The organism is Rhizobium sp. WYCCWR 11146, assembly GCF_013591995.1.
In the GTDB taxonomy this organism is placed as follows: domain Bacteria; phylum Pseudomonadota; class Alphaproteobacteria; order Rhizobiales; family Rhizobiaceae; genus Rhizobium; species Rhizobium indicum.
Genome location: NZ_JACCEY010000019.1, coordinates 377,620 through 399,730 on the forward strand (window position 1 = coordinate 377,620; position 22,111 = coordinate 399,730).

22 protein-coding genes are annotated in these 22,111 nt (G+C 61.3%); 21 read left to right on the plus strand and 1 reads right to left on the minus strand.

Translation table 11 applies throughout. The features are described from left to right. The first annotated feature begins 19 nt into the window (after positions 1–19). The 6 genes from HX899_RS15000 to HX899_RS15025 all read left to right on the plus strand — a co-directional run bounded on the left by HX899_RS15000 (position 20) and on the right by HX899_RS15025 (position 5,518). Positions 20–1,096, plus strand: coding sequence for an extracellular solute-binding protein (locus HX899_RS15000; RefSeq protein ID WP_064649722.1), 1,077 nt, complete (start codon positions 20–22; stop codon positions 1,094–1,096). 93 nt (positions 1,097–1,189) lie between these two features. Next, positions 1,190–2,074, plus strand: a complete 885-nt coding sequence (locus tag HX899_RS15005; protein WP_181292751.1) for an ABC transporter permease — start codon at positions 1,190–1,192, stop codon at positions 2,072–2,074. Beyond that, positions 2,071–2,910, plus strand: coding sequence for an ABC transporter permease (locus HX899_RS15010; protein ID WP_138389495.1), 840 nt, complete (start codon positions 2,071–2,073; stop codon positions 2,908–2,910). The genes HX899_RS15005 and HX899_RS15010 overlap by 4 nt, the downstream gene beginning before the upstream one ends. Positions 2,911–2,920: 10 nt before the next feature. Further along, on the plus strand, positions 2,921–3,985 hold the full coding sequence (locus HX899_RS15015; RefSeq protein ID WP_181292752.1) for an ABC transporter ATP-binding protein: 1,065 nt from the start codon (positions 2,921–2,923) through the stop codon (positions 3,983–3,985). Positions 3,986–4,116: 131 nt separating this feature from the next. Continuing rightward, complete coding sequence (locus HX899_RS15020; protein WP_173883589.1) at positions 4,117–4,986, plus strand: LysR family transcriptional regulator; 870 nt, start codon at positions 4,117–4,119, stop codon at positions 4,984–4,986. 178 nt (positions 4,987–5,164) lie between these two features. After that, a complete protein-coding gene (locus HX899_RS15025; RefSeq protein WP_138389497.1) occupies positions 5,165–5,518 on the plus strand; it encodes a RidA family protein in 354 nt (117 codons plus the stop codon). A 122-nt stretch (positions 5,519–5,640) separates the two neighbouring features. Here the strand turns inward: HX899_RS15025 and HX899_RS15030 are convergent, their stop codons facing one another. Further along, positions 5,641–6,132, minus strand: coding sequence for a hypothetical protein (locus HX899_RS15030; RefSeq protein WP_181292753.1), 492 nt, complete (start codon positions 6,130–6,132; stop codon positions 5,641–5,643). A gap of 315 nt (positions 6,133–6,447) precedes the next feature. On the opposite strand from HX899_RS15030, the gene sdhC reads away from it, so the two are divergent. The 15 genes from sdhC (at position 6,448) to HX899_RS15105 (ending at position 22,106) form a co-directional block, all read left to right on the plus strand. Beyond that, positions 6,448–6,843, plus strand: coding sequence for a succinate dehydrogenase, cytochrome b556 subunit (gene sdhC, locus HX899_RS15035; RefSeq protein ID WP_012559217.1), 396 nt, complete (start codon positions 6,448–6,450; stop codon positions 6,841–6,843). Positions 6,844–6,853: 10 nt separating this feature from the next. Next, positions 6,854–7,234 (plus strand): succinate dehydrogenase, hydrophobic membrane anchor protein, encoded by a 381-nt coding sequence (gene sdhD / locus HX899_RS15040; protein ID WP_181292754.1) that lies wholly within the window; start codon positions 6,854–6,856, stop codon positions 7,232–7,234. A 6-nt stretch (positions 7,235–7,240) separates the two neighbouring features. Further along, positions 7,241–9,082, plus strand: coding sequence for a succinate dehydrogenase flavoprotein subunit (gene sdhA, locus HX899_RS15045; RefSeq protein ID WP_181292755.1), 1,842 nt, complete (start codon positions 7,241–7,243; stop codon positions 9,080–9,082). Positions 9,083–9,100: 18 nt separating this feature from the next. Further along, a complete protein-coding gene (locus HX899_RS15050) occupies positions 9,101–9,880 on the plus strand; it encodes a succinate dehydrogenase iron-sulfur subunit (RefSeq protein WP_003567268.1) in 780 nt (259 codons plus the stop codon). Between the two features lie 385 nt (positions 9,881–10,265). Then, positions 10,266–10,781, plus strand: coding sequence for a protease inhibitor Inh/omp19 family protein (locus HX899_RS15055; protein WP_011653815.1), 516 nt, complete (start codon positions 10,266–10,268; stop codon positions 10,779–10,781). 47 nt (positions 10,782–10,828) lie between these two features. Further along, positions 10,829–11,992, plus strand: coding sequence for a cell division protein ZapE (gene zapE / locus HX899_RS15060; protein ID WP_181292756.1), 1,164 nt, complete (start codon positions 10,829–10,831; stop codon positions 11,990–11,992). A 177-nt stretch (positions 11,993–12,169) separates the two neighbouring features. Next, the gene (mdh, locus tag HX899_RS15065; protein WP_003543522.1) at positions 12,170–13,132 is read left to right on the plus strand and encodes a malate dehydrogenase; all 963 of its coding nucleotides are present in this window, start codon (positions 12,170–12,172) and stop codon (positions 13,130–13,132) included. Between the two features lie 36 nt (positions 13,133–13,168). Next, the gene (gene sucC, locus HX899_RS15070; RefSeq protein ID WP_011653813.1) at positions 13,169–14,362 is read left to right on the plus strand and encodes an ADP-forming succinate--CoA ligase subunit beta; all 1,194 of its coding nucleotides are present in this window, start codon (positions 13,169–13,171) and stop codon (positions 14,360–14,362) included. 19 nt (positions 14,363–14,381) lie between these two features. Then, a complete protein-coding gene (gene sucD, locus HX899_RS15075; RefSeq protein ID WP_011653811.1) occupies positions 14,382–15,284 on the plus strand; it encodes a succinate--CoA ligase subunit alpha in 903 nt (300 codons plus the stop codon). 173 nt (positions 15,285–15,457) lie between these two features. Beyond that, a complete protein-coding gene (locus tag HX899_RS15080) occupies positions 15,458–18,442 on the plus strand; it encodes a 2-oxoglutarate dehydrogenase E1 component (protein WP_181292757.1) in 2,985 nt (994 codons plus the stop codon). A 14-nt stretch (positions 18,443–18,456) separates the two neighbouring features. After that, on the plus strand, positions 18,457–18,765 hold the full coding sequence (locus tag HX899_RS15085) for a YciI family protein (protein WP_033181816.1): 309 nt from the start codon (positions 18,457–18,459) through the stop codon (positions 18,763–18,765). Positions 18,766–18,804: 39 nt separating this feature from the next. Further along, entirely contained in the window at positions 18,805–20,067 is a 1,263-nt protein-coding gene (gene odhB, locus HX899_RS15090; protein ID WP_171600178.1) for a 2-oxoglutarate dehydrogenase complex dihydrolipoyllysine-residue succinyltransferase, read from the plus strand. 13 nt (positions 20,068–20,080) lie between these two features. After that, the gene (locus HX899_RS15095; protein ID WP_171600177.1) at positions 20,081–20,830 is read left to right on the plus strand and encodes a DUF4241 domain-containing protein; all 750 of its coding nucleotides are present in this window, start codon (positions 20,081–20,083) and stop codon (positions 20,828–20,830) included. Further along, complete coding sequence (locus HX899_RS15100; protein ID WP_180194818.1) at positions 20,827–21,357, plus strand: hypothetical protein; 531 nt, start codon at positions 20,827–20,829, stop codon at positions 21,355–21,357. Before HX899_RS15095 ends, HX899_RS15100 begins: the two co-directional genes overlap by 4 nt. Next, on the plus strand, positions 21,354–22,106 hold the full coding sequence (locus HX899_RS15105) for an SDR family oxidoreductase (protein WP_171600175.1): 753 nt from the start codon (positions 21,354–21,356) through the stop codon (positions 22,104–22,106). The genes HX899_RS15100 and HX899_RS15105 overlap by 4 nt, the downstream gene beginning before the upstream one ends. Positions 22,107–22,111 lie beyond the last annotated feature (5 nt).

Sequence of the window (22,111 nt, forward strand, 5' to 3'; positions counted from 1 at the left end):
ACAACAAAGGGGACCTACCATGTTGCACGATATGACACGCCGCCGCTTCCTCGGATCCGCCGCTGCCGCGGGGATTGCCGGCACGATGACCGGGTTTGCGAGATCCGCCGCAGCCGGCAGCGGCAATCTGACCGCCGTCGAATGGGGCGGCGATGTCGTCGAAGCGATGAAACAGATTGCCGCCGACCAGAATGCGGCGACATTCAACTGGGTTCTTCATCAGGGCGGCGCGGGCGCGATCCTGCCAAAGATCAAGGCCGTCTGGCCGAATGTCGACTACGACTACGTCGCCGGCTGGGAAGGCTCGTTCAACAGCATGGTGAAGGAGGATTGGCTCGAGACCATCAATCCTGCCGATATTCCCAATCTTGCGAATATTCCCGAGAAAATCATCATTCGTGACGGCAAGGGCAACATCAAAGCGGTCCCGCGCGCAGTTGGCGGCATGTATTTCGGCGCCCGAACCGACACGGCTCCGATCGCCGTGAAGACCATCGATGATCTGCTGAGCCCCGATCTCAAGGGTGCGATCTGCTGGCCGGGCCCGACACAGAGCATGATGCTCCAGATTGTCGCGCTCGCCCTTCACGCCGGCGGCAGTGAAACGAATATGGAACCCGGGTGGAAGCTCATGACGGAATTGGCGAAATCCGGCAATATCGGCCGCGTCGCCATCACCGATATTGACTTCACCAATTCGCTAACGTCGGGCGAGACCTCCGTCGGCTTCTTCGCTGAGCCCGGCTGGGCGGCCGTGGCGAAGAACTTCCCGGTTACGCGTTTCACCAAGGACAGCAACTTCAAAGCCTTCCTCTACCAGAGCGGTTTCGGCGTGCTGAAGAATAGACCGAACACCAAGGCGACCCTCGATTTCGTCAACTTCGCGATCAGCCCGGACATGAATTCGCTCTACGCCAAGGTGGCTGGCGAAGCGCCATTGAACAGCAAGGCGGTCACGCCCGACAACCTCAAGCATCTGTCCTTCACGTCGGACGAGTTTTCGAGCTTCGTCTATGTGCCGGACTACAATGTCGTTCTCGAACAGCAGGATGCCTGGTCCAAGCGCTGGGAGCAGGACATCGCCCCGTTGCTCTAAAGCGTGTCGCGGCAGGTTGTCGAAGGCGCGGGCGCGGCTTCGACAATCTCCCTTTCTCGTGGCCCGCAAGGGCGAGGAAAAGGCTGTTCCACCATGACCAAGGTAAGGCGGCAACCCGTTGCCATTTCTATTCCGGATCGCCGAGATGCTGCCCTGACGCTCGGGCCAGCCCTCCTGGTGTTCGCATTCGGTTTTCTGTCACCGCTCATCAACCTGGCAATCGAAAGCTTGAAGGAGTTTACGCCGGGGCGCGTCGGCTCCGCGGAAAATGCCGCAGCGACGGTTCAAAACTATTACGAGCTTGCAAACCAGGCGTTTGCAAGCGTCCTGCTGACGACCTTCTGGATCGGTGGAGTGGCCGCGATCATCGGCCAGCTTGTGGCATTCCCGCTGGCCTATTTCATCGTGCGGCGCATTTCGCCGCGGATGCGCACGCTCACCCTCGGCTTTTTGATTACGCTTGTTCTTTCCAGCGTCCTGATCAAGACGTATGCGATCGAACTGACCTTCGGGTCGGTCGGCATCTTCCGACCCTTCCTCTTGACACTGGGCCTCTCTCCCAACAGCCGCGAATATATCAATATCGTCGTTATTGCGGGTCTGGTTCACTCGATCATACCGGTCGCAACGCTAACGTTGATTGGCGCGATGCAATCGATCGATCCGCGTCTGCTCGATGCAGCCCAGTCGCTCGGCGCGCCGGGATGGAAAGCCCATCTGTCGATCACGCTTCCCCTGAGCTTCCCGGCCCTGATCTCAAGCACGCTCGTGTCGCTGACTTTCGCGATCAGCGCCTTCGTCATTCCCATGGTGCTCGGGAGGGGCCGGGTGCTTTTCATGTCGAACGTCATCTACACCCGGTTCAGCGATATCGCCAACTATCCGAGCGGCGCGGCGATCTCGCTCGTCATGCTTGCCGCGGCCTTGGCGGTCGTCGCTGTCATAACGTTTGCGCAGGCGCGGAGGGTTTCCCAATGAGCATGCAGTCTTTTGCAGCGAGAACCGGAGACCGGATCGCCGGTTCCCTTGCCTACGGTGTCATCGGCCTTGGATTGGCGTTCCTCGCCATCCCGTTGGTGATAACCTGCGTCATGGCTTTCGACGCCAGGACCTATCTCGGCCCGATGCCGCCACCTGCCTTGTCGCTTCACTGGTTCGAACGGCTCGTCTCCCAGGCGGATATCCTTGCCAGCCTGCGCACCAGCCTCATCCTGGCGGTACTCACGACGGTTCTGTCCGTCACGATTGGAACTGCGGCGGCTGTCGGTCTTGCCCGGGGCAATTTTCCAGGAAAGGCAGCGCTGACTTCGGCCTTTCTCTCGCCGCTCATCGTCCCGCCTGTTGTCATTGGATTCGGCCTGCTGCTTTTCCTGTCCAAGGCCGGTATCACAAATGGTATGGCGCGCCTGCTCCTCGGCCACGTGATCATTACGTTGCCCTATTGCATAAGGACCAGTCTCGCCAGCCTTCTCGGTAGCGACCAACGATTGACGGAAGCCGCAATGATTCTCGGCGCCACCGAGCGCCAGGCCTTCTGGACCATTACCCTGCCGCTGATGCGGACGGGCGTCGTCACCGGCGCGATCTTCGCCTTCGCAATTTCGATGGATGACGTATCGATCAGTCTCTTTCTGAGCGATCCATCCGCAACGACCTTGCCTGTTACGCTGGTCAGCAACATGCGCGCGGCTTTCGATCTGACGATCGCTGCGGCGGCCGTGGTCCTGATTGCCGTCACCGCGTTGCTGATCGTCGTGCTGGACCGTGTCGTCGGCTTCGACACAGTCGTCGGCCAAGGCCTGTTTCGTTCATGAGGACAATACGATGATTTCTGCCGTGGAATTTCAAGGGGTCAGCAAGCGCTTCGGCGAAACTGTCGCCCTCGGTGATGTCTCCTTCTCGGTGAACCCAGGTGAAACAATCGCACTGCTTGGACCGAGCGGCTGCGGCAAGACCACCATTCTTCGGCTCATTGCCGGATTCGAGCGGCCCGACAAAGGCTCGATCCTGATCGACGGCGAGCCGATGGCCGGATTGAAACCCTATGAACGCAATGTCGGGCTGCTGTTCCAGCACTACGCCCTTTTCCCGCATATGACCGTCGAACAGAACATCGGCTACGGACTTCGCCATCGCAACCATCCGCCGGGGCAAATACCGCGCCGCATTGCCGAGATGCTTGAGCTCGTCCGGCTCGTCGGTTTCGGACAGCGGCGGCCGCACCAGTTGAGCGGCGGCCAGCAGCAGCGCGTTGCGCTTGCGCGGGCGCTTGCCACTCATCCGAGCCTCCTTCTTCTGGATGAGCCGCTGTCGGCCCTCGACGCCAAACTTCGCCATGAGCTGCGCACCGAATTGAAGGATGTGCTCGCCGCGGTCGGCTCGACCGCCATCGTGGTAACCCACGACCAGGAGGAGGCGATGAGCCTGGGAGAGCGTATATTCGTGATGAACCGTGGAACAATCATGCAATCCGGCAGGCCGGATGATGTGTATTGGCGTCCAGACTCGCGTTTCGTTGCGGATTTCATGGGTCGGACGAATTGGATTCATGGCTCGATTTCGGCCGCGGGCGGAACGGCCGGCAAATTTCGCTCCGAATCCGGCTGGGAGTTTCCGGTCGCCTCCACGGCAAGTCTTTCAGGTGCCGCCGAGATTTGCGTGAGGCCGGAAAGCGTCGAGATATCGTCCGGCGCTCCGGCTGCCGGAGCCATGCCCGGACGTGTCGCCGACGTCGTGACACTCGGTGCCTTCAGGCATGTCGTTCTGGACCTTGCCAGTGGCGACCGCATAATCTCGGCTTGCCCGAACCGTCCAGACATAGCCTTCGCTCGCGGGCAGGAGATCAGCGTTTCCATTGCCCCCGAGGCATGCGTTCTCTTCGCGCGATAGGCTGGCATTGATGGGGCGCAGCTTGCGCTGCGCCCGGGCTAAGGGTCACCAGTTGCCGGAAGGACATGGTTCGTCCAATATCCACTTATAGGCGGAGAGGCCCTCGGCTCTCGAGCGCCACAAAGTATGGAATGCGGCCTCTGATGCTTGATCTTGATTCCTATCTGCTTCGTGCATTTCTGACCGTCGCGGAGATCGGCACCGTCAATGGAGCAGCCGTCAAGCTGAACAGAACGCAGGCGGCCGTGAGCATGCAGATCCGCAAGCTGGAGGAGCTTGTCGGCGTTACGCTGTTTTCGCGTTCGTCAAAGGGCCTCGAGCTCACGAGCCATGGGCAGATCATGCTGGCTTATGCCCGCGAAATGGTCGCCCTCAGCGACGAGGTCGGGAAAAGGCTGACAGGCAAGATGATCGAGGACCGCATTCGCCTCGGCGTCGTTGAGGACTTCGCAGCCGGCCACCTGATCGACATTCTTAGTGCCTTCAGAGCCCAGAACCCGAAGGTCGAGATCGACATCATTGTCGAGCCGAATCGCCGCCTCGCCAAACTGTTTGAAGACAGGAAGCTGGATCTCGTGGTTTGCGACATCACCTGCCTCTCGCGAAAACCGACCCTGATCTGGACCGAATATTTGATGTGGACGGTCAGATCCGACTTCGTGGTGGATGCGGAAAAACCGCTTCCCATCATTATGTTCGAGGAGGAGTGTCCCTGGACGCTCCCGACGATTGCGGCTCTGTCCCAGCGGAACGTCAAGTGGAAGACGGCGTGCGTCGCATCGACGCTGGTCGCTATGGCGACCGCGGTTCGCGTCGGTATCGGTATCGCGCCAATGATGCTCACCACGAAACCGGAGGGTTGCCGGACGCTTGACAGATCGGCGGATCTGCCCGGTCCGGTGCGTATCGAGATCGGTCTCTATGCTCAACCCGAGACGGCCGAAGGTGCGCGCTACCTTGTGGACTTCATTTCGCGGCATACGGCCATATTGTCCAGCTAGAGCATGATGCCGAAAAGTGTGATCGGTTTTCGGAAGACATCATGTTCTAGGAGCGTTCAGCTTCCATTATATCGGGTCAATTTAATTCCCTCTACCGGAGTTGCGAGCGAAGCCCCACAGTGATCGGATGAAGGGTCGACGACCCAATCTCAAGCATTCATGGAAGTCTGCGAATACGATGATGGGGCAAGCCAAAGTTGACGAAACTCTCCTTGCGGACGCCGCCTATCTGCCCGGCCAGGTCGCAAACCTGACGAGGGGAGCGAGCGTGACGGCGCAGACCAACGAAATACTGGAGCGCATCAATGACATGCTGCTGCGCGAAGGTACCGACAAGTCAGAGGTCATTCTCGCCAATATCTGGCTCAGGGACCTTGCCTCATTCGAGGAAATGAACAGAGCCTGGGATGCTTGGATGCCGGATAGCGGAACGCCACGGCGGGCGACGTTTGAGGACAAGAATCTCCCGCCGATGTGTGCCATCCGTATCGACGTAGCCGCGTCGCGAAAGAGTGGGGCCGGGCAAATTTGAGCCGCGTTCGTCATCGTGCTCTAAAGTGCGTCGCGATCTTTCAGACGCTCCTCGCGTTTTAGGTCTTTGTTGTTGCGCATGTCGTTATCGCAAAACCGCGGCACACTTTTGCGCGACATGCTCTAAGGCCGGATGACGCAGACATTGGCCTCATAGGTGCAGGGATCGTCCTGTACTGCGATATCGATGACCTTTGCTTTCGGGGCCAGCAGCTCTGGCCGTGCAGAGGGATAGAAGCCATAGCGCTCGCCGCCGACATAGGTTCCGCCATCGGCCTGATAGACGTAAGACGTGCCGGCATAGGTGTCGCCGCCGTCACTCTGTGCCTGGGGTGCGACGACGATGATATTGTTGCGGGTGACGCGATTGGTCGCCGGCGATGAAAAACGTTTCAGGAACGGCATCCGTTCTTTGCGGTTCCCATATCGATAGGCGTTGTCGAAACGGATGCCGCGATTGCGCGAGTTCACACGTTCGCCGAGAAGCAGTCCGCCATGAAAAGCGTGGCGGTGGTCGGAAAAGCGACGATCATGACGGCGGTCGCCGGCTTCGGCGGGTAGTGCCGCAAGCACGGACAGGGCAAGCAGGGCGACTGCGGACAGATTGCGAAACATGGGTGGCCGGCCTCCGGAATTCCGATCCCTAACAAATCGTTAACGCCAGATTGCGCCAAAAGCCGGAGCTTGTCCATTCAGGTCGGACAAGCGGCACAAAATTTGAGCGGAAAAGACCAGTTTCGTTAGCCTGCAAACTTCCCGGTAACGCGAATCGATTAAATTAAAAGCAGACAGCGATTGTGCTTGTCGTCGGCGTTCCCGGTGATTAAACGTCGCAATTGATGCAACGCACACAGAGAATTTTGTCATTCGTGTGGTTGACTGAGCATGCTCCGAAATCCGGGAGCGCAGAGAAGCCGCCGCGAGGTTCTGATGGCGAACGTGACAAATAACCGGCCCCTATCGCCGCATCTGCAAATCTACAAGCCTATTCCCACCATGGTCATGTCCATCGTCCACCGCATTACCGGTGGCGCGCTCTACGTCGGCACGCTGCTCGTCGCCTGGTGGCTGATCGCGGCAGCAAGCGGCCAGGGCTCCTACGACTGGGCCAACTGGGTGCTCGGCAGCCTTCTCGGCAAGCTTGTGCTTCTCGGCTATACTTGGGCGCTGCTGCACCACATGCTCGGCGGGTTCCGCCACTTCATGTGGGATCTCGGCTATGGCTTCGGGAAAGAGTTCTCGACCAAACTCGCTATCGCCAACATCATCGGGTCGCTCTGTCTGACCGTGCTGGTCTGGGTGATCGGCTTCCTCATTCGCTTCTGAAGGTCCTCTCATGGATATGCGCACCCCCCTCGGCAAGGTTCGCGGGCTCGGCTCCGCCAAGGACGGAACGGATCATTTCTGGCGCCAGCGGCTGACGGCCGTCGCCAATGTTCCGCTGATCCTCTTCTTCGTCTTCTTCATGCTCGCCTATGCCGGCGCGCCCTATGCGGATGTGGTTCGCGCGCTGTCGAACCCCTTCGTCGCCGTGGTCATGGGGCTGATGGTGATCTCCGGTGTCATCCACATGAAACTCGGCATGCAGGTCATCATCGAGGATTACGTGCATGGCGAATTCAGCAAGATCGTTCTCCTGATGCTGAACACGTTCTTTGCGATCCTGATTGCCGGCCTCTGTCTCTTCGCCATTCTGAAAATCGCATTCGTAGGATAAGCTGACATGGCACCGACTTCACCCGCCCAGAATGGCAAGGCCTACAAGTATGTCGATCACTCCTACGACGTGATCGTCGTCGGCGCCGGCGGCGCCGGGCTGCGCGCCACGCTCGGCATGGCCGAGCAGGGTTTCCGCACGGCCTGCATCACCAAGGTATTCCCGACCCGCTCGCATACGGTCGCAGCCCAGGGCGGCATCGCCGCCTCGCTGCGCAACATGACGCCGGATAGCTGGCAGTGGCACCTCTACGACACCGTCAAGGGTTCCGACTGGCTCGGCGACGTCGACGCCATGCAGTATCTCACCATGGAAGCGCCGAAGGCGGTCTATGAGCTCGAGCATTACGGCGTGCCGTTCTCGCGCAACGAGGAAGGCAAGATCTATCAGCGCCCGTTCGGCGGCCACATGCAGAATTACGGCGAAGGCCCGCCGGTACAGCGCACCTGCGCCGTTGCCGACCGTACCGGCCACGCCATCCTGCATACGCTCTACGGCCAGTCGCTGCGCAACAATGCCGAGTTCTTCATCGAGTATTTTGCGCTCGACCTGATCATGTCGGAAGACGGCAGCCGCTGCACCGGCGTCATCGCCTGGTGCCTGGATGACGGCACGATCCATCGCTTCGCCGCCAAGATGGTGGTGCTGGCGACCGGTGGCTACGGCCGCGCCTATTTCTCGGCAACGTCAGCCCATACCTGCACCGGCGACGGCGGCGGCATGGTGGCGCGCGCCGGCCTGCCGCTGCAGGACATGGAATTCGTTCAGTTCCACCCGACCGGCATCTATGGTTCGGGCTGTCTGATCACCGAAGGAGCGCGCGGCGAAGGCGGCTACCTCGTCAACTCCGAGGGCGAGCGCTTCATGGAGCGTTACGCGCCTTCGGCCAAGGACCTTGCCTCGCGCGACGTCGTTTCGCGCTGCATGACTCTGGAAATCCGCGAGGGCCGCGGTGTCGGCAAGGCGAAGGACCACATCTTCCTGCATCTCGACCATCTCGATCCGGCCGTTCTTCATGAACGCCTGCCGGGGATTTCCGAGAGCGCCAAGATCTTCGCCGGCGTCGACGTCACGCGCGAACCGATCCCGGTTCTGCCGACCGTTCACTACAATATGGGCGGCATTCCCACGAATTATTGGGGCGAAGTGCTGAACGCCGACGGCGCCAATCCGGAACGGATCATCCCCGGCCTGATGGCTGTGGGTGAGGCCGGCTGTGCCTCGGTGCACGGCGCCAACCGCCTCGGCTCCAATTCGCTGATCGACCTCGTGGTCTTCGGCCGCGCCGCTGCGATACGCGCCGGCGAGGTGATCGACCGCGCTGCGCCGATCCCGCATCTCAACGTCGCAGCCTGCGACAAGATCATGGACCGTTTCGACGGTCTGCGTCATGCCAGCGGCGGCACGCCGACGGCGGAACTGCGCGAGAAGATGCAGCGCGCCATGCAGGAAGACGCCGCCGTCTTCCGCACGCAGGAATCGCTGGAATCCGGTTGCCGGCGTATCTCGGCGATCTGGGGCGAGATGAAGGACATCAAGGTCACCGACCGCTCGATGATCTGGAACTCGGATCTGGTCGAGACGCTGGAGCTGCAGAACCTGATGGCCAACGCCATCACGACCATCTACGGCGCCGAGGCCCGCAAGGAGAGCCGCGGTTCGCATGCCCGCGAAGATTATACCGAGGGTGCATTCGCCGGCCGCGACGACATCAACTGGCGCAAACACACGCTCGCCTGGGTCAATGAGGCCGGCGACGTCAAGCTCGACTACCGGCCGGTTCACACCGAGCTCATCGCCGAAGGCATCGATCCGCATAAGATCGAGCCGAAGGCTCGCGTGTACTGATCTCAAGAGGAACCGGACATGGTTGAACTCGCTCTCCCCAAGAATTCTCAGATGCGCGAAGGCAAGGTCTGGCCGAAGCCGGCGGGTGCCAAGAACACCCGCGAGTTCCGCGTCTACCGCTGGAGCCCGGACGATGGTCAGAACCCGTCGATCGATACCTTCTATATCGATGTCGACGATTGCGGGCCGATGGTGCTCGACGGTCTTCTCTACATCAAGAACAAGATCGACCCGACGCTGACGCTGCGCCGTTCCTGTCGCGAGGGCATCTGCGGATCCTGCGCGATGAATATCGACGGCACGAACACGCTCGCCTGCACCAAGGGCCTCGACGATATCAAGGGTGCGGTGAAGATCTATCCGCTGCCGCATCTGCCCGTCGTCAAGGATCTGGTTCCGGACCTCACCAACTTCTATGCCCAGCATCGTTCGATCGAGCCATGGCTGAAGACGGTGTCGCCGGCACCGGCCAAGGAGTGGAAGCAGAGCCACGAGGACCGGCAGAAGCTCGACGGCCTTTATGAATGCATCCTCTGCGCCTGCTGCTCGACCTCCTGTCCGAGCTACTGGTGGAACGGCGACCGCTATCTCGGCCCGGCCGTTCTGCTGCAGGCCTATCGCTGGCTGATCGATTCCAGAGACGAGGCGACCGGCGAGCGCCTCGACAATCTCGAGGACCCGTTCCGCCTCTATCGCTGCCACACGATCATGAACTGTGCGCAGACCTGCCCGAAGGGCCTCAACCCGGCCAAGGCGATCGCCGAAATCAAGAAGATGATGGTCGAGCGCCGGGTTTGATCAGCCTCGGTACCGATGGCGGAATAGACGGCTTCGATCCCGAAGCCGTCACCGAGATCAGGTCGAGGCTCGCCTCGGTGCGCGAGCAGGGCCTCCGCATCGGTGCTGGTGCAATCCTTCGGCGGGGTTCGCCCGGAGCGCTATTCCGAGACATTGCGCGAGTTCGACAGGGATACTGATAGAGATGAACGCGCATAACACCTTGCTGACAAATTCTGTGTGCAGGAAGTTTTGCAGCGGGACAGTTGAACTGTATCGTTTTTCGGTTAGTTGTTGTCACGGGCAATTTATGCAGCACGACTTGATTAACCAAATCGAATTACGATAATCGGACTTGTCTCACGCCCGTTTCTCTACGGCGATAGCCGAATTCAGGAGTATGATGATGCAGTTGCGATATGCGATGACAGGTCTGGTGGTGGTTCTGTCGCTAGCCGGTTGTCAGCGTACGGCATATGATTACAGCTCCAACGCCAGTGCCGGCCCGGCGCCGTTGACGGCGCAGCCGGTGCCCTCGGTGCAGGGCGGGCAGCTTCCGCCGCCGACCGGCGGCTCGCAGTTTCCGGCCGCGCCGACGACGACGGCGCCGATGCCGGGCGCTGAGCCTGGTGCAATGGCCGCGAATGCGCTCGATATCACCAAGGAATCGATGGTAGGAAGCTGGCGTGTTAACGGCAGTTGCGACATGTTCCTGACGCTCACCAATCTCGGCAGCGGTTCGCGCGGCGGAACGCGTGGCTGTGTCGGCGAGCTGACGGCGATGGGCTCCTGGGAGGTCGCCGGCAAGCAGGTGCTGCTCAAGGACCGCTCGGGCAACCAGCTCGGCAGCGTCTACAAGACGGCCGACAACCGCTTCCAGGGACAGACGAGCACAGGCCAGTCGATCAGTCTCAGCCGGTAAATGTTCCGGCGGGTCTCCGCCGTTGACTTACAGGCGGATATGCCCTCATGCAACCAATGCCGGATTATGCGCTCAGCGTCTGCGAACAGCTTAAAGCGCTGACCGCATCGGGCGCACTCCAGGTCGATTCCGCCCAGATGGACGTGGCAAAGAGCCTCGACCGGGTGCTTGCCGGCCTGAAGCAGCGGCGGCCGGCGGCAAAATCGAGCGCGCTCGGCTGGCTGTTTGCCGCCAAGAAGAAATCCGCCGACGGCATCAAGGGGCTTTACATCCACGGCAGCGTCGGGCGCGGCAAGACCATGCTGATGGACATGTTTTTCGCGATGGCGCCGTGCAGGAAGAAACGGCGGGCGCATTTCCACGAATTTATGGCGGATGTGCACAACCGCATTGCAGCGCACCGGCTGAAGCTCAAGAACGGCGAGACGAAGCAGGCCGATCCGATGCCGCCGGTCGCCGCAGCGCTTTACGACGAGGCAGAACTGCTCTGCTTCGACGAGTTCACGGTCACCGACATCGCCGATGCGATGATCCTGTCGCGGCTGTTCTCCGAGCTTTTTGCGCGCGGATGCGTGCTGGTCGCGACCTCGAACGTCGAGCCCGACAATCTCTACGCGGATGGTCTCAATCGCGGCCTCTTCCTGCCCTTCGTCGCCTTGCTCAAGCAGCATGTCGATGTCGTCAGCCTGGATTCGTCGACCGACTACCGGATGGAGAAGCTGAGCAGCCAGCCGGTCTATCTGGTGCCGATCAACGAGCATAACGACATGGCGATGGATGCGTCCTGGACCCAGGCGCTGCATGGGCGCAAGGCGCAGCCGCTGGATATTCCGATGAAGGGGCGCCACATCCATGTGCCGCTCGCCGTCGACCGAATGGCGCGGTTTTCCTTCGCCGACCTTTGCGACAAACCGCTCGGGGCGGTCGACTTCCTGGCCATCGCCGAGCGTTACGATACGGTCTTCGTCGATCACATTCCCTTGCTCGGGCCGGAAAAGCGGAACCAGATCAAACGGTTCATCATTCTTGTCGATACGTTCTACGATCATGCCGTACGGCTTTACATTTCCGCGGCGGCGATGCCGGAGGAATTGCTGCTGCATCGCCGGGGCACCGAGGGCTTCGAATTCGACCGCACGACATCGCGCCTGTTCGAGATGCGCAGTGCGGAATATCTTGCGCTGCACCATGAGAAACGCGCCGCAGAGTAACAATTTGGTGACAGAATACCTTACGTTTACGTAAGAATTTTTGTATCTAAACGATTGAAAACGCTGCATCAAAAATAATGAATTGCCATTTTTTGGCTTTGGGTCTATGCGATTGCGTCATTGGGCGGTGCCTTGCGCGTCCGTTCGACGAATTTGATCGCAAAGGAAACAGCGAAAATGGCGCGTAACAAGATCGCACTCATTGGTTCTGGCATGATTGGTGGCACGCTGGCGCACCTCGCCGGCCTGAAGGAACTGGGCGACATCGTTCTCTTCGACATCGCGGACGGTATTCCCCAGGGCAAGGGTCTCGATATTTCCCAGTCGTCGCCGGTCGAAGGCTTCGACGTCAATCTGACGGGCGCCAGCGACTATTCCGCGATCGAAGGCGCTGACGTCTGCATCGTCACGGCGGGCGTCGCCCGCAAGCCCGGCATGAGCCGCGACGACCTTCTCGGCATCAACCTCAAGGTCATGGAGCAGGTCGGCGCCGGCATCAAGAAATATGCGCCGAACGCTTTCGTGATCTGCATCACCAATCCGCTCGACGCCATGGTCTGGGCGCTGCAGAAGTTTTCCGGCCTTCCGGCCAACAAGGTCGTCGGCATGGCCGGCGTTCTCGACTCCTCGCGTTTCCGTCTTTTCCTCGCCAAGGAATTCAACGTGTCCGTCCAGGATGTCACGGCCTTCGTTCTCGGCGGCCATGGCGACACGATGGTTCCGCTCGCCCGCTATTCGACGGTTGGCGGCATTCCGCTCACCGATCTCGTCACCATGGGCTGGGTCACCAAGGAGCGCCTCGAAGAGATCATCCAGCGCACCCGTGACGGCGGCGCCGAAATCGTTGGCCTGCTGAAGACCGGCTCGGCCTATTACGCCCCGGCTGCCTCGGCGATCGAGATGGCCGAATCCTACCTCAAGGACAAGAAGCGCGTTCTGCCCTGCGCAGCCCACCTCTCTGGTCAGTACGGTGTCAAGGACATGTATGTCGGCGTTCCCACCGTCATCGGCGCCGGCGGCGTCGAGCGCATCATCGAGATCGATCTCAACAAGACCGAGAAGGAAGCCTTCGACAAGTCCGTCGGCGCCGTCGCCGGTCTCTGCGAAGCCTGCATCAACATCGCGCCTGCCCTCAAGTAGTCGCTGGGCTGAAGTAATCGAAACAGGGATACACCCATGAACATTCATGAATATCAGGCCAAGGCTCTGCTGAAGGGCTATGGCGCGCCGGTTGCCGAAGGTGTGGCTATTCTCAAGGTTGAAGAAGCCGAGGCTGCCGCCAAGTCGCTTCCCGGTCCGCTTTACGTGGTCAAGAGCCAGATCCATGCCGGTGGCCGCGGCAAGGGCAAGTTCAAGGAACTGTCGCCGGAAGCCAAGGGCGGCGTGCGTCTCGCCAAGTCGATCGACGAAGTCGTCGCCCATGCCAAGGAAATGCTGGGCAACACGCTGGTGACGGCGCAGACCGGCGAAGCCGGCAAGCAGGTCAACCGCCTGTACATCGAAGACGGCGCCGACATCGCTCGCGAGCTCTATTGCTCGCTGCTGGTCGACCGCTCGGTCGGTCGCGTGGCTTTCGTGGTCTCCACCGAAGGCGGCATGGACATCGAAGCTGTCGCCCACGACACACCTGAGAAGATCCAGACGATCGCCATCGATCCGGAAGCCGGCGTGACGGCTGCCGACGTTGCTGCGATCTCCAAGGCTTTTGAGCTCGAGGGTGCTGCCGCCGAAGACGCCAAGACGCTTTTCCCGATGCTCTACAAGGCCTTCGGCGAGAAGGACATGGCTCTGCTGGAGATCAACCCGCTAATCGTCATGAAGGACGGCCACCTGCGCGTCCTCGATGCCAAGATGTCTTTCGATGGCAATGCGCTCTTCCGTCACGACGACGTCAAGGTGCTGCGCGACGAGACCGAAGAAGACGCCAAGGAAATCGAGGCCTCGAAGTGGGACCTCGCCTATGTCGCGCTCGACGGCAATATCGGCTGCATGGTCAACGGTGCAGGCCTTGCCATGGCGACGATGGACATCATCAAGCTTTACGGCAAGGAGCCGGCTAACTTCTGCGACGTCGGCGGCGGCGCCGGCAAGGAGAAGGTTGCTGCAGCTTTCAAGATCATCACCGCAGACCCCAAGGTCGAAGGCATTCTCGTCAACATCTTCGGCGGCATCATGAAGTGCGACGTCATTGCCGAGGGCGTCATTGCCGCGGTCAAGGAAGTCGGCCTCAAGGTTCCGCTCGTCGTGCGCCTTGAGGGCACCAATGTCGAGCTCGGCAAGAAGATCCTGAACGAGTCGGGTCTGGCGATCACGGCGGCTGACGACTTGGACGATGCGGCCAAGAAGATCGTTGCGGCGATCAACGGCTAATTTTGAAGGATCTGAAAGAATGTCTATTCTCGTCAATAAAGACACCAAGGTCCTCGTTCAGGGTCTGACCGGCAAGACCGGCACGTTCCACACCGAACAGGCGCTTGCTTACTACGGCACGCAGATGGTCGGCGGTATCCATCCGAAGAAGGGTGGCGAAACCTGGACCGGTGCAAAAGGCGAAAGCCTGCCGATCTTTGCAACCGTTGCAGAGGGCAAGGAAAAGACCGGCGCCAACGCGACCGTCATCTATGTACCGCCGGCAGGAGCCGCCGACGCGATCATCGAGGCGATCGACGCCGAGATCCCGTTCATCACCTGCATCACCGAAGGCATCCCGGTCATGGACATGGTGCGGGTCAAGGCTCGCCTCGACCGCTCCAAGTCGCGCCTGCTCGGTCCGAACTGCCCGGGTATCCTGACGCCGGAAGAATGCAAGATCGGCATCATGCCGGGCTCGATCTTCCGCAAGGGTTCGGTCGGTATCGTTTCCCGCTCGGGCACGCTGACCTATGAAGCCGTGTTCCAGACCTCCAATGAAGGTCTCGGCCAGACGACCGCCGTCGGCATCGGCGGCGACCCGGTCAAGGGCACCGAGTTCATCGACGTCCTGGAAATGTTCCTGGCCGACGAAGCCACCCAGTCGATCATCATGATCGGCGAAATCGGTGGTGCGGCGGAAGAAGACGCAGCCCAGTTCCTCAAGGACGAAGCCAAGAAGGGCCGCAAGAAGCCGATGGCTGGCTTCATTGCCGGCCGTACGGCGCCGAAGGGCCGCACCATGGGCCATGCCGGCGCTGTGGTTTCCGGCGGCAAGGGCGATGCGGAATCGAAGATCGCGGCGATGGAATCGGCGGGCATCAAGGTATCGCCCTCTCCGGCCCGCCTCGGCAAGACGCTGGTTGAAGTCCTCAAGGGCTAAGCCATCTATATAGACCGGGCGGAGGAACGGCATCTGCGTCTTCCGCCCGGCCTCGACAACACGAGACTCAGCAGATGCGCCGCGGACAGGCGGCAATCGGAATGCGGCAGCCGGCCATCAAGCCGGCAAATTCATCAAAGTCAGGAGGCGGACGGAAGCGTCCGCATATCACCATGGCACGGCAAGAAGCCAACGAGCAGTTTCAGATCACCTCGTTTCTGGATGGCGCCAACGCTGCCTATATCGAGCAGCTCTACGCGCGGTACGAAGAAGATCCCGCATCGGTCGACGATCAGTGGCGGTCCTTCTTCAAGGCGCTGGAGGAGGATCCCAGCGATGTGAAAAGGGCGGCCAAGGGCGCTTCCTGGCGCAAGAAGAACTGGCCGCTTCAGGCAAGCGGCGATCTGGTATCGGCTCTCGATGGCGACTGGGGCATCGTCGAGAAGGTGATCGAGACCAAGGTCAAGGCCAAGGCCGAAGCTCACGGCAAGCCTGCTGACAGCACCGAGGTGCTGCAGGCGACGCGCGATTCCGTGCGCGCCATCATGATGATCCGCGCCTACCGCATGCGCGGCCACCTGCACGCCAAGCTCGACCCGCTCGGCATCGCCGCTCCCGTTGACGACTATCACGAGCTCTCGGCGGAGAATTACGGCTTCACGGCTGCCGATTACGACCGCAAGATCTTCATCGACAACGTGCTCGGCCTGGAATACGCGACCATCCGCGAGATGATCGAAATCCTCGAGCGCACCTATTGCTCGACGCTCGGCGTCGAATTCATGCATATCTCCAATCCTGAAGAGAAGGCCTGGATCCAGGAGCGCATCGAAGGACCGGACAAGGGTGTGGCCTTCACGCCGGAAGGCAAGAAGGCGATCCTTGCCAAGCTCGTCGAAGCCGAAGGCTACGAGCAGTTCCTCGACGTCAAGTTCAAGGGCACGAAGCGTTTCGGCCTCGACGGCGGCGAATCGCTGATCCCGGCGCTGGAACAGATCCTCAAGCGTGGCAGCCAGCTCGGCCTCAAGGAGGCCCTGTTCGGCATGGCCCATCGCGGCCGCCTGAACGTGCTCTCCCAGGTCATGGGCAAGCCGCACCGGGCGATCTTCCACGAGTTCAAGGGCGGCTCGGCCGCTCCCGACGAGGTCGAGGGCTCGGGTGACGTCAAGTACCATCTCGGCGCTTCCTCAGACCGCGAATTCGACGGCAATAAGATCCACGTTTCGCTGACGGCGAACCCGTCGCATCTCGAAATCGTCGATCCTGTCGTCATGGGCAAGGCCCGCGCCAAGCAGGACATGAATGCCACGGTCTGGGACGGTGACATCATCCCGCTTTCCGAACGCGCCAAGGTTCTGCCGCTGCTGATCCACGGCGACGCGGCCTTTGCCGGCCAGGGTGTCATTGCCGAAATCCTCGGCCTTTCCGGTCTGCGCGGCCATCGTGTCGCCGGCACCATGCATGTGATCATCAACAACCAGATCGGCTTCACCACGAACCCGGCCTTCTCGCGCTCGTCGCCCTATCCGTCCGACGTCGCCAAGATGATCGAGGCGCCGATCCTGCACGTCAACGGCGACGATCCGGAAGCGGTGGTCTATGGGGCGAAGATCGCCACCGAATTCCGTATGAAGTTCCACAAGCCTGTGGTGCTCGACCTGTTCTGCTATCGCCGCTACGGCCACAATGAAGGCGACGAACCGTCCTTCACGCAGCCGAAGATGTACAAGGTGATCCGCGCCCACAAGACCGTGCTGCAGCTCTACGCGGCCCGTCTCGTCGCCGAGGGCCTGCTCACCGAAGGTGAGGTCGAGAAGATGAAGGCCGATTGGCGCCTCCACCTCGAGCAGGAGTTCGAAGCCGGCCAGCAGTACAAGCCGAACAAGGCCGATTGGCTGGACGGCGAGTGGTCGGGCCTGCGCACGGCCGACAATGCCGACGAGCAGCGCCGCGGCAAGACCGCTGTGCCGATGAAGACGCTGAAGGAGATCGGCCGCAAGCTGTCCGAGATCCCGGCGGGCTTCAATGCGCACCGGACGATCCAGCGCTTCATGGAAAACCGCGCCAATATGATCACCACCGGCGAGGGTATCGACTGGGCGATGGCCGAAGCGCTCTCCTTCGGCGCGCTCTGCGTCGAAGGCAGCAAGATCCGCCTCTCCGGCCAGGATTGCGAACGCGGCACCTTCTCGCAGCGCCACTCGGTTCTCTATGATCAGGAAACCGAAGAACGCTACATCCCGCTCGCCAATCTTTCGCCGACGCAGGGGCGCTACGAAGTCATCAATTCGATGCTTTCGGAAGAGGCCGTGCTCGGTTTCGAATACGGCTATTCGCTTGCCCGCCCGAATGCGCTGACGCTCTGGGAAGCGCAGTTCGGCGATTTCGCCAACGGCGCGCAGGTGGTCTTCGACCAGTTCATCTCGTCGGGCGAACGCAAGTGGCTGCGCATGTCGGGCCTCGTCTGCCTGCTGCCGCATGGCTATGAAGGTCAGGGTCCGGAACATTCCTCGGCCCGCCTCGAGCGTTTCCTGCAGCTTTGCGCCGAAGACAACATGCAGGTCGCCAACGTGACGACGCCGGCGAACTACTTCCACATCCTGCGCCGGCAGCTGAAGCGCGACTTCCGCAAGCCGCTGATCCTGATGACGCCGAAGTCGCTGCTGCGCCACAAGCGGGCGGTCTCGACGCTTGCCGAAATGGCCGGCGAATCCGCCTTCCATCGCCTTCTCTGGGACGATGCCGAGGTGATCAAGGACGGCCCGATCAAGCTGCAAAAGGACAACAAGATCCGCCGCGTCGTCATGTGCTCCGGCAAGGTCTATTACGATCTCCTCGAAGAGCGTGAAAAGCGCGGCATCGACGACATCTATCTCTTACGTGTCGAACAGCTCTATCCGTTCCCGGCAAAGGCGCTGATCAACGAGCTGTCGCGCTTCCGCAATGCCGAGATGGTCTGGTGCCAGGAAGAGCCGAAGAACATGGGCGCATGGTCGTTCATCGACCCCTTCCTCGAATGGGTGCTCGCCCATATCGACGCGAAGTACCAGCGCGTCCGTTATACCGGCCGTCCGGCCGCCGCCTCGCCGGCGACGGGCCTGATGTCCAAGCATCTGTCGCAGCTCGCCGCATTCCTCGAGGATGCATTGGGCGGTTAAAACAAGGGGGCGCAATGGCTTATTTCTTTCTGAGACTGCAGCCGCCGCGCCCCACTTTCCCGCATGACGGGACCGGGGAGGAAATGGCGGCGATGAAACGCCATGCCGAATACTGGCATCGGAACGCTCTTGCGGGATCGGCGATCATCGTCGGCCCCGTCTTCGAGGGTGAAGGCGCCTGGGGCATGGCGATCGTCGAGGTCGAGGATCAGGCGGCGGCGCAGCTTCTTGCCGACGGCGATCCGATCATCGCTTCCGGTTTCGGTTTCCGCTTCGATATCCTGCCGATGCCCTCGATCATCTCGCGGCCGCCCGCCGTCTGAAACGCATAAACGAAAACACACGAAATCAGGATCTGAACAATGGCCACAGAAATCCGCGTTCCAACTCTCGGTGAATCCGTCAGCGAGGCAACCGTCGGCACCTGGTTCAAGAAGGTCGGCGACGCCATCAAGGCCGACGAGCCGATTCTCGAGCTTGAAACCGACAAGGTGACCATCGAAGTTCCAGCACCCGCCTCCGGCACGCTTTCGGAAATCGTCGTTGCCGCCGGCGAGACCGTCGGCCTCGGCGCGCTGCTCGGCCAGATCGCCGAAGGTGCCGCCGCTGCCGCCGCGCCGGCTGCCGCTCCTGCTGCTCCGGCTCCCGCCCAGCCGGCCGCTGCTGCTCCGGCCCAGCCGGCGGTTGCCGCCGCCGCTGCGTCGTCATCGAGCGCCTCCGTCTCCACCATGCCGCCGGCGCCTGCGGCTTCGAAGATGCTTGCCGAAAACAACCTTTCCGCCGATCAGGTCGACGGTAGCGGCAAGCGCGGCCAGGTGCTGAAGGGCGATGTCATCGCCGCCGTCGCCAAGGGCATTTCCGCTCCGGCGGCCGCACCTGCGGCGACGCCTGCCGCCGCGCGCGGCCCGTCGACGGTCGAGGATGCCTCGCGCGAAGAGCGCGTGAAGATGACGCGCCTGCGCCAGACGATCGCCAAGCGCCTCAAGGATGCGCAGAACACCGCCGCCATGCTGACCACCTACAACGAGGTGGACATGAAGGCGGTCATGGACCTGCGCAACAAGTACAAGGACATTTTCGAGAAGAAGCACGGCGTCAAGCTCGGCTTCATGGGCTTCTTCACCAAGGCGGTGACGCATGCGCTGAAGGAATTGCCGGCCGTCAACGCCGAAATTGACGGCACTGACGTCATCTACAAGAACTACTGCCATGTCGGCATGGCCGTCGGCACGGACAAAGGCCTCGTCGTTCCCGTCATCCGCGACGCCGACCAGATGTCGATCGCCGAAATTGAGAAGGAGCTCGGCCGTCTTGCCAAGGCAGCCCGTGATGGCTCGCTCTCTATGGCCGACATGCAGGGCGGCACTTTCACCATCACCAATGGCGGCGTCTACGGTTCGCTGATGTCTTCGCCGATCCTCAACGCACCGCAGTCCGGCATTCTCGGCATGCACAAGATCCAGGAGCGGCCGGTTGCGATCGGCGGTCAGGTCGTCATCCGCCCGATGATGTATCTGGCGCTGTCCTATGATCACCGCATGGTCGACGGCAAGGAAGCGGTCACCTTCCTCGTGCGCGTCAAGGAAAGCCTGGAAGATCCTGAACGTCTGGTTCTCGATCTCTAAGGGAGCGCTTTCGATGCGGAACCGGATCATGCGAGCGGCGCGTCTTCTTCTTTGCGCTGCCGCCGCGCATGTCCCGGTCGCCGCATCGGCTGCCGGCTGGGATATCGCCAAGGCAAGCAGCAATTTCGAGCTGGTGGCGCTTGGTGATGCCGAGCTTTCCGGCCGGTCGATCGGCGTGATCCATATGGGCAATGTCGAGCTGACATCGGGGCGCATCGTTGCAGCCGATCCCCTCGCTCAGCCCGACCGTCCGGCACTCGCAAGAACGGTTGCGCCTGGCGAGTATCCGGTGACGCTCTACCAGGCCTTCGGGCGCATCGCCGCTGCCAGCATGCGGTTTGCCGAGGGCAAGCCGGATCGTTGGGAGCTTGCGGTCCTGCCAGGGCAGGACCTGGCGACGCTGAAGGACGGCGAGATCTTCGGCTACCCCGTCGATGCCGGCCTCGGCTGCTACATGGATGCCGATACGCTTGATTTGATCGGAGAGCGTGAGGCCCAGGTGCAGGTGCAGAAACCGGATTCCGACGTCAACTATTACGACGACGTGCTGGCGTCGGACCTCGACGCCAACAAGGGCATCTATGCGCTGCACCGGCCGGTCGCCGGCAGACGAGGCAATGTCGCGGTGTTCTGGAGCGGCTGGGGCGACGGTTTCTATCCGGTCTTCTGGGGGCTCGACAGGGATGGCCGCGCGCTGGTGCTGCTGACGGATTTCAGCGTTGTCGAGAATGCCGACGGGCGGAAGGAGCCGAAGCTGCAATGAGCGGAAGGACCGGGATCACGACGAGACGGACAGGCGTGGCTGCAATCGCAGCCGCCGCGTTTTTTGTCGTTCCGGCGTCCACCTTCGGTGCCGCATGCAAGCAGGAACAGGCTGTCTACGCCGATCGCGACGGTGCCTATGAATTGCGCTTTTCACCGCTGAATTCTCCATCGGCTGCCGCCAGCAACCAGTTCAAGGTCAGCGCGCTGAAGACACCTGTCGTGATGGAAGGTTATGTCATGCCGTCGGAAGATCCGGTGCGCGCCATCGGCATCCTGATGTTCAACTGTCCCGAGGGTGATGCGACCGGCGCCGATCTCAATGCCTGCACGGTCTGGCAGGGCGCCGTCTATGGCATGGATGCCGAGGGCGAGATGGACAATCTGCAGCCCGAAGGTGCGGCGGCGGCTGAAAAACTCGTGCTTCCCGGCCTTGGTCCTGCCATCCGCGAATCCAGCGCCTGGGGCGAGGGCAAGGCTACGGTGGCACCCTGGGACGTGCTGACATTTAAGGAGTGTGCGACATGAGCGATGCACCTGTTGTTCTCATTACCGGCGGAAGCCGGGGTATCGGCGCCGCGGCTTCACGGCTCGCCGCGCGCCAGGGCTGGCGTGTCGCGGTGAACTACGCCGCCAACCGCCAAGCCGCGGATGCCGTCGTTGCGGCGGTCGTTGGGGATGGCGGCGAGGCCGTGGCGATCCAGGGCGATGTCGGCAAGGCTGCGGATATTGTCTCGATGTTTACGGCAGTCGACCGGCATTTCGGCCGGCTCGACGGGCTCGTCAACAATGCCGGTATCGTCGACTATCCCCAGCGCGTCGACGAGATGTCGGTGGAGCGGATCGAGCGCATGCTGCGCGTCAATGTGACAGGCTCGATACTCTGCGCCGCAGAGGCCATACGCCGCATGTCGAGCCGGCATGGCGGCCAGGGCGGGGCGATCGTCAACATCTCGTCGATGGCGGCGATTCTCGGTTCGGCGACGCAGTATGTCGATTATGCCGCTTCGAAGGCAGCGATCGACACGTTCACCGTCGGGCTGGCACGCGAGGTCGCTGCCGAGGGTATCCGCGTGAATGCGATAAGGCCAGGCGTCATCGAAACCGACCTGCATGCCTCCGGCGGTTTGCCGGATCGGCCGCGCGAGCTGGCGCCGTCGATCCCGATGCAGCGCGCGGGCACGCCCGAGGAGGTGGCGGATGCGATCCTCTATCTTCTGTCACCTTCGGCTTCCTATGTAACCGGCGCGATCCTCAATGTGAGCGGCGGCCGCTAGATCGA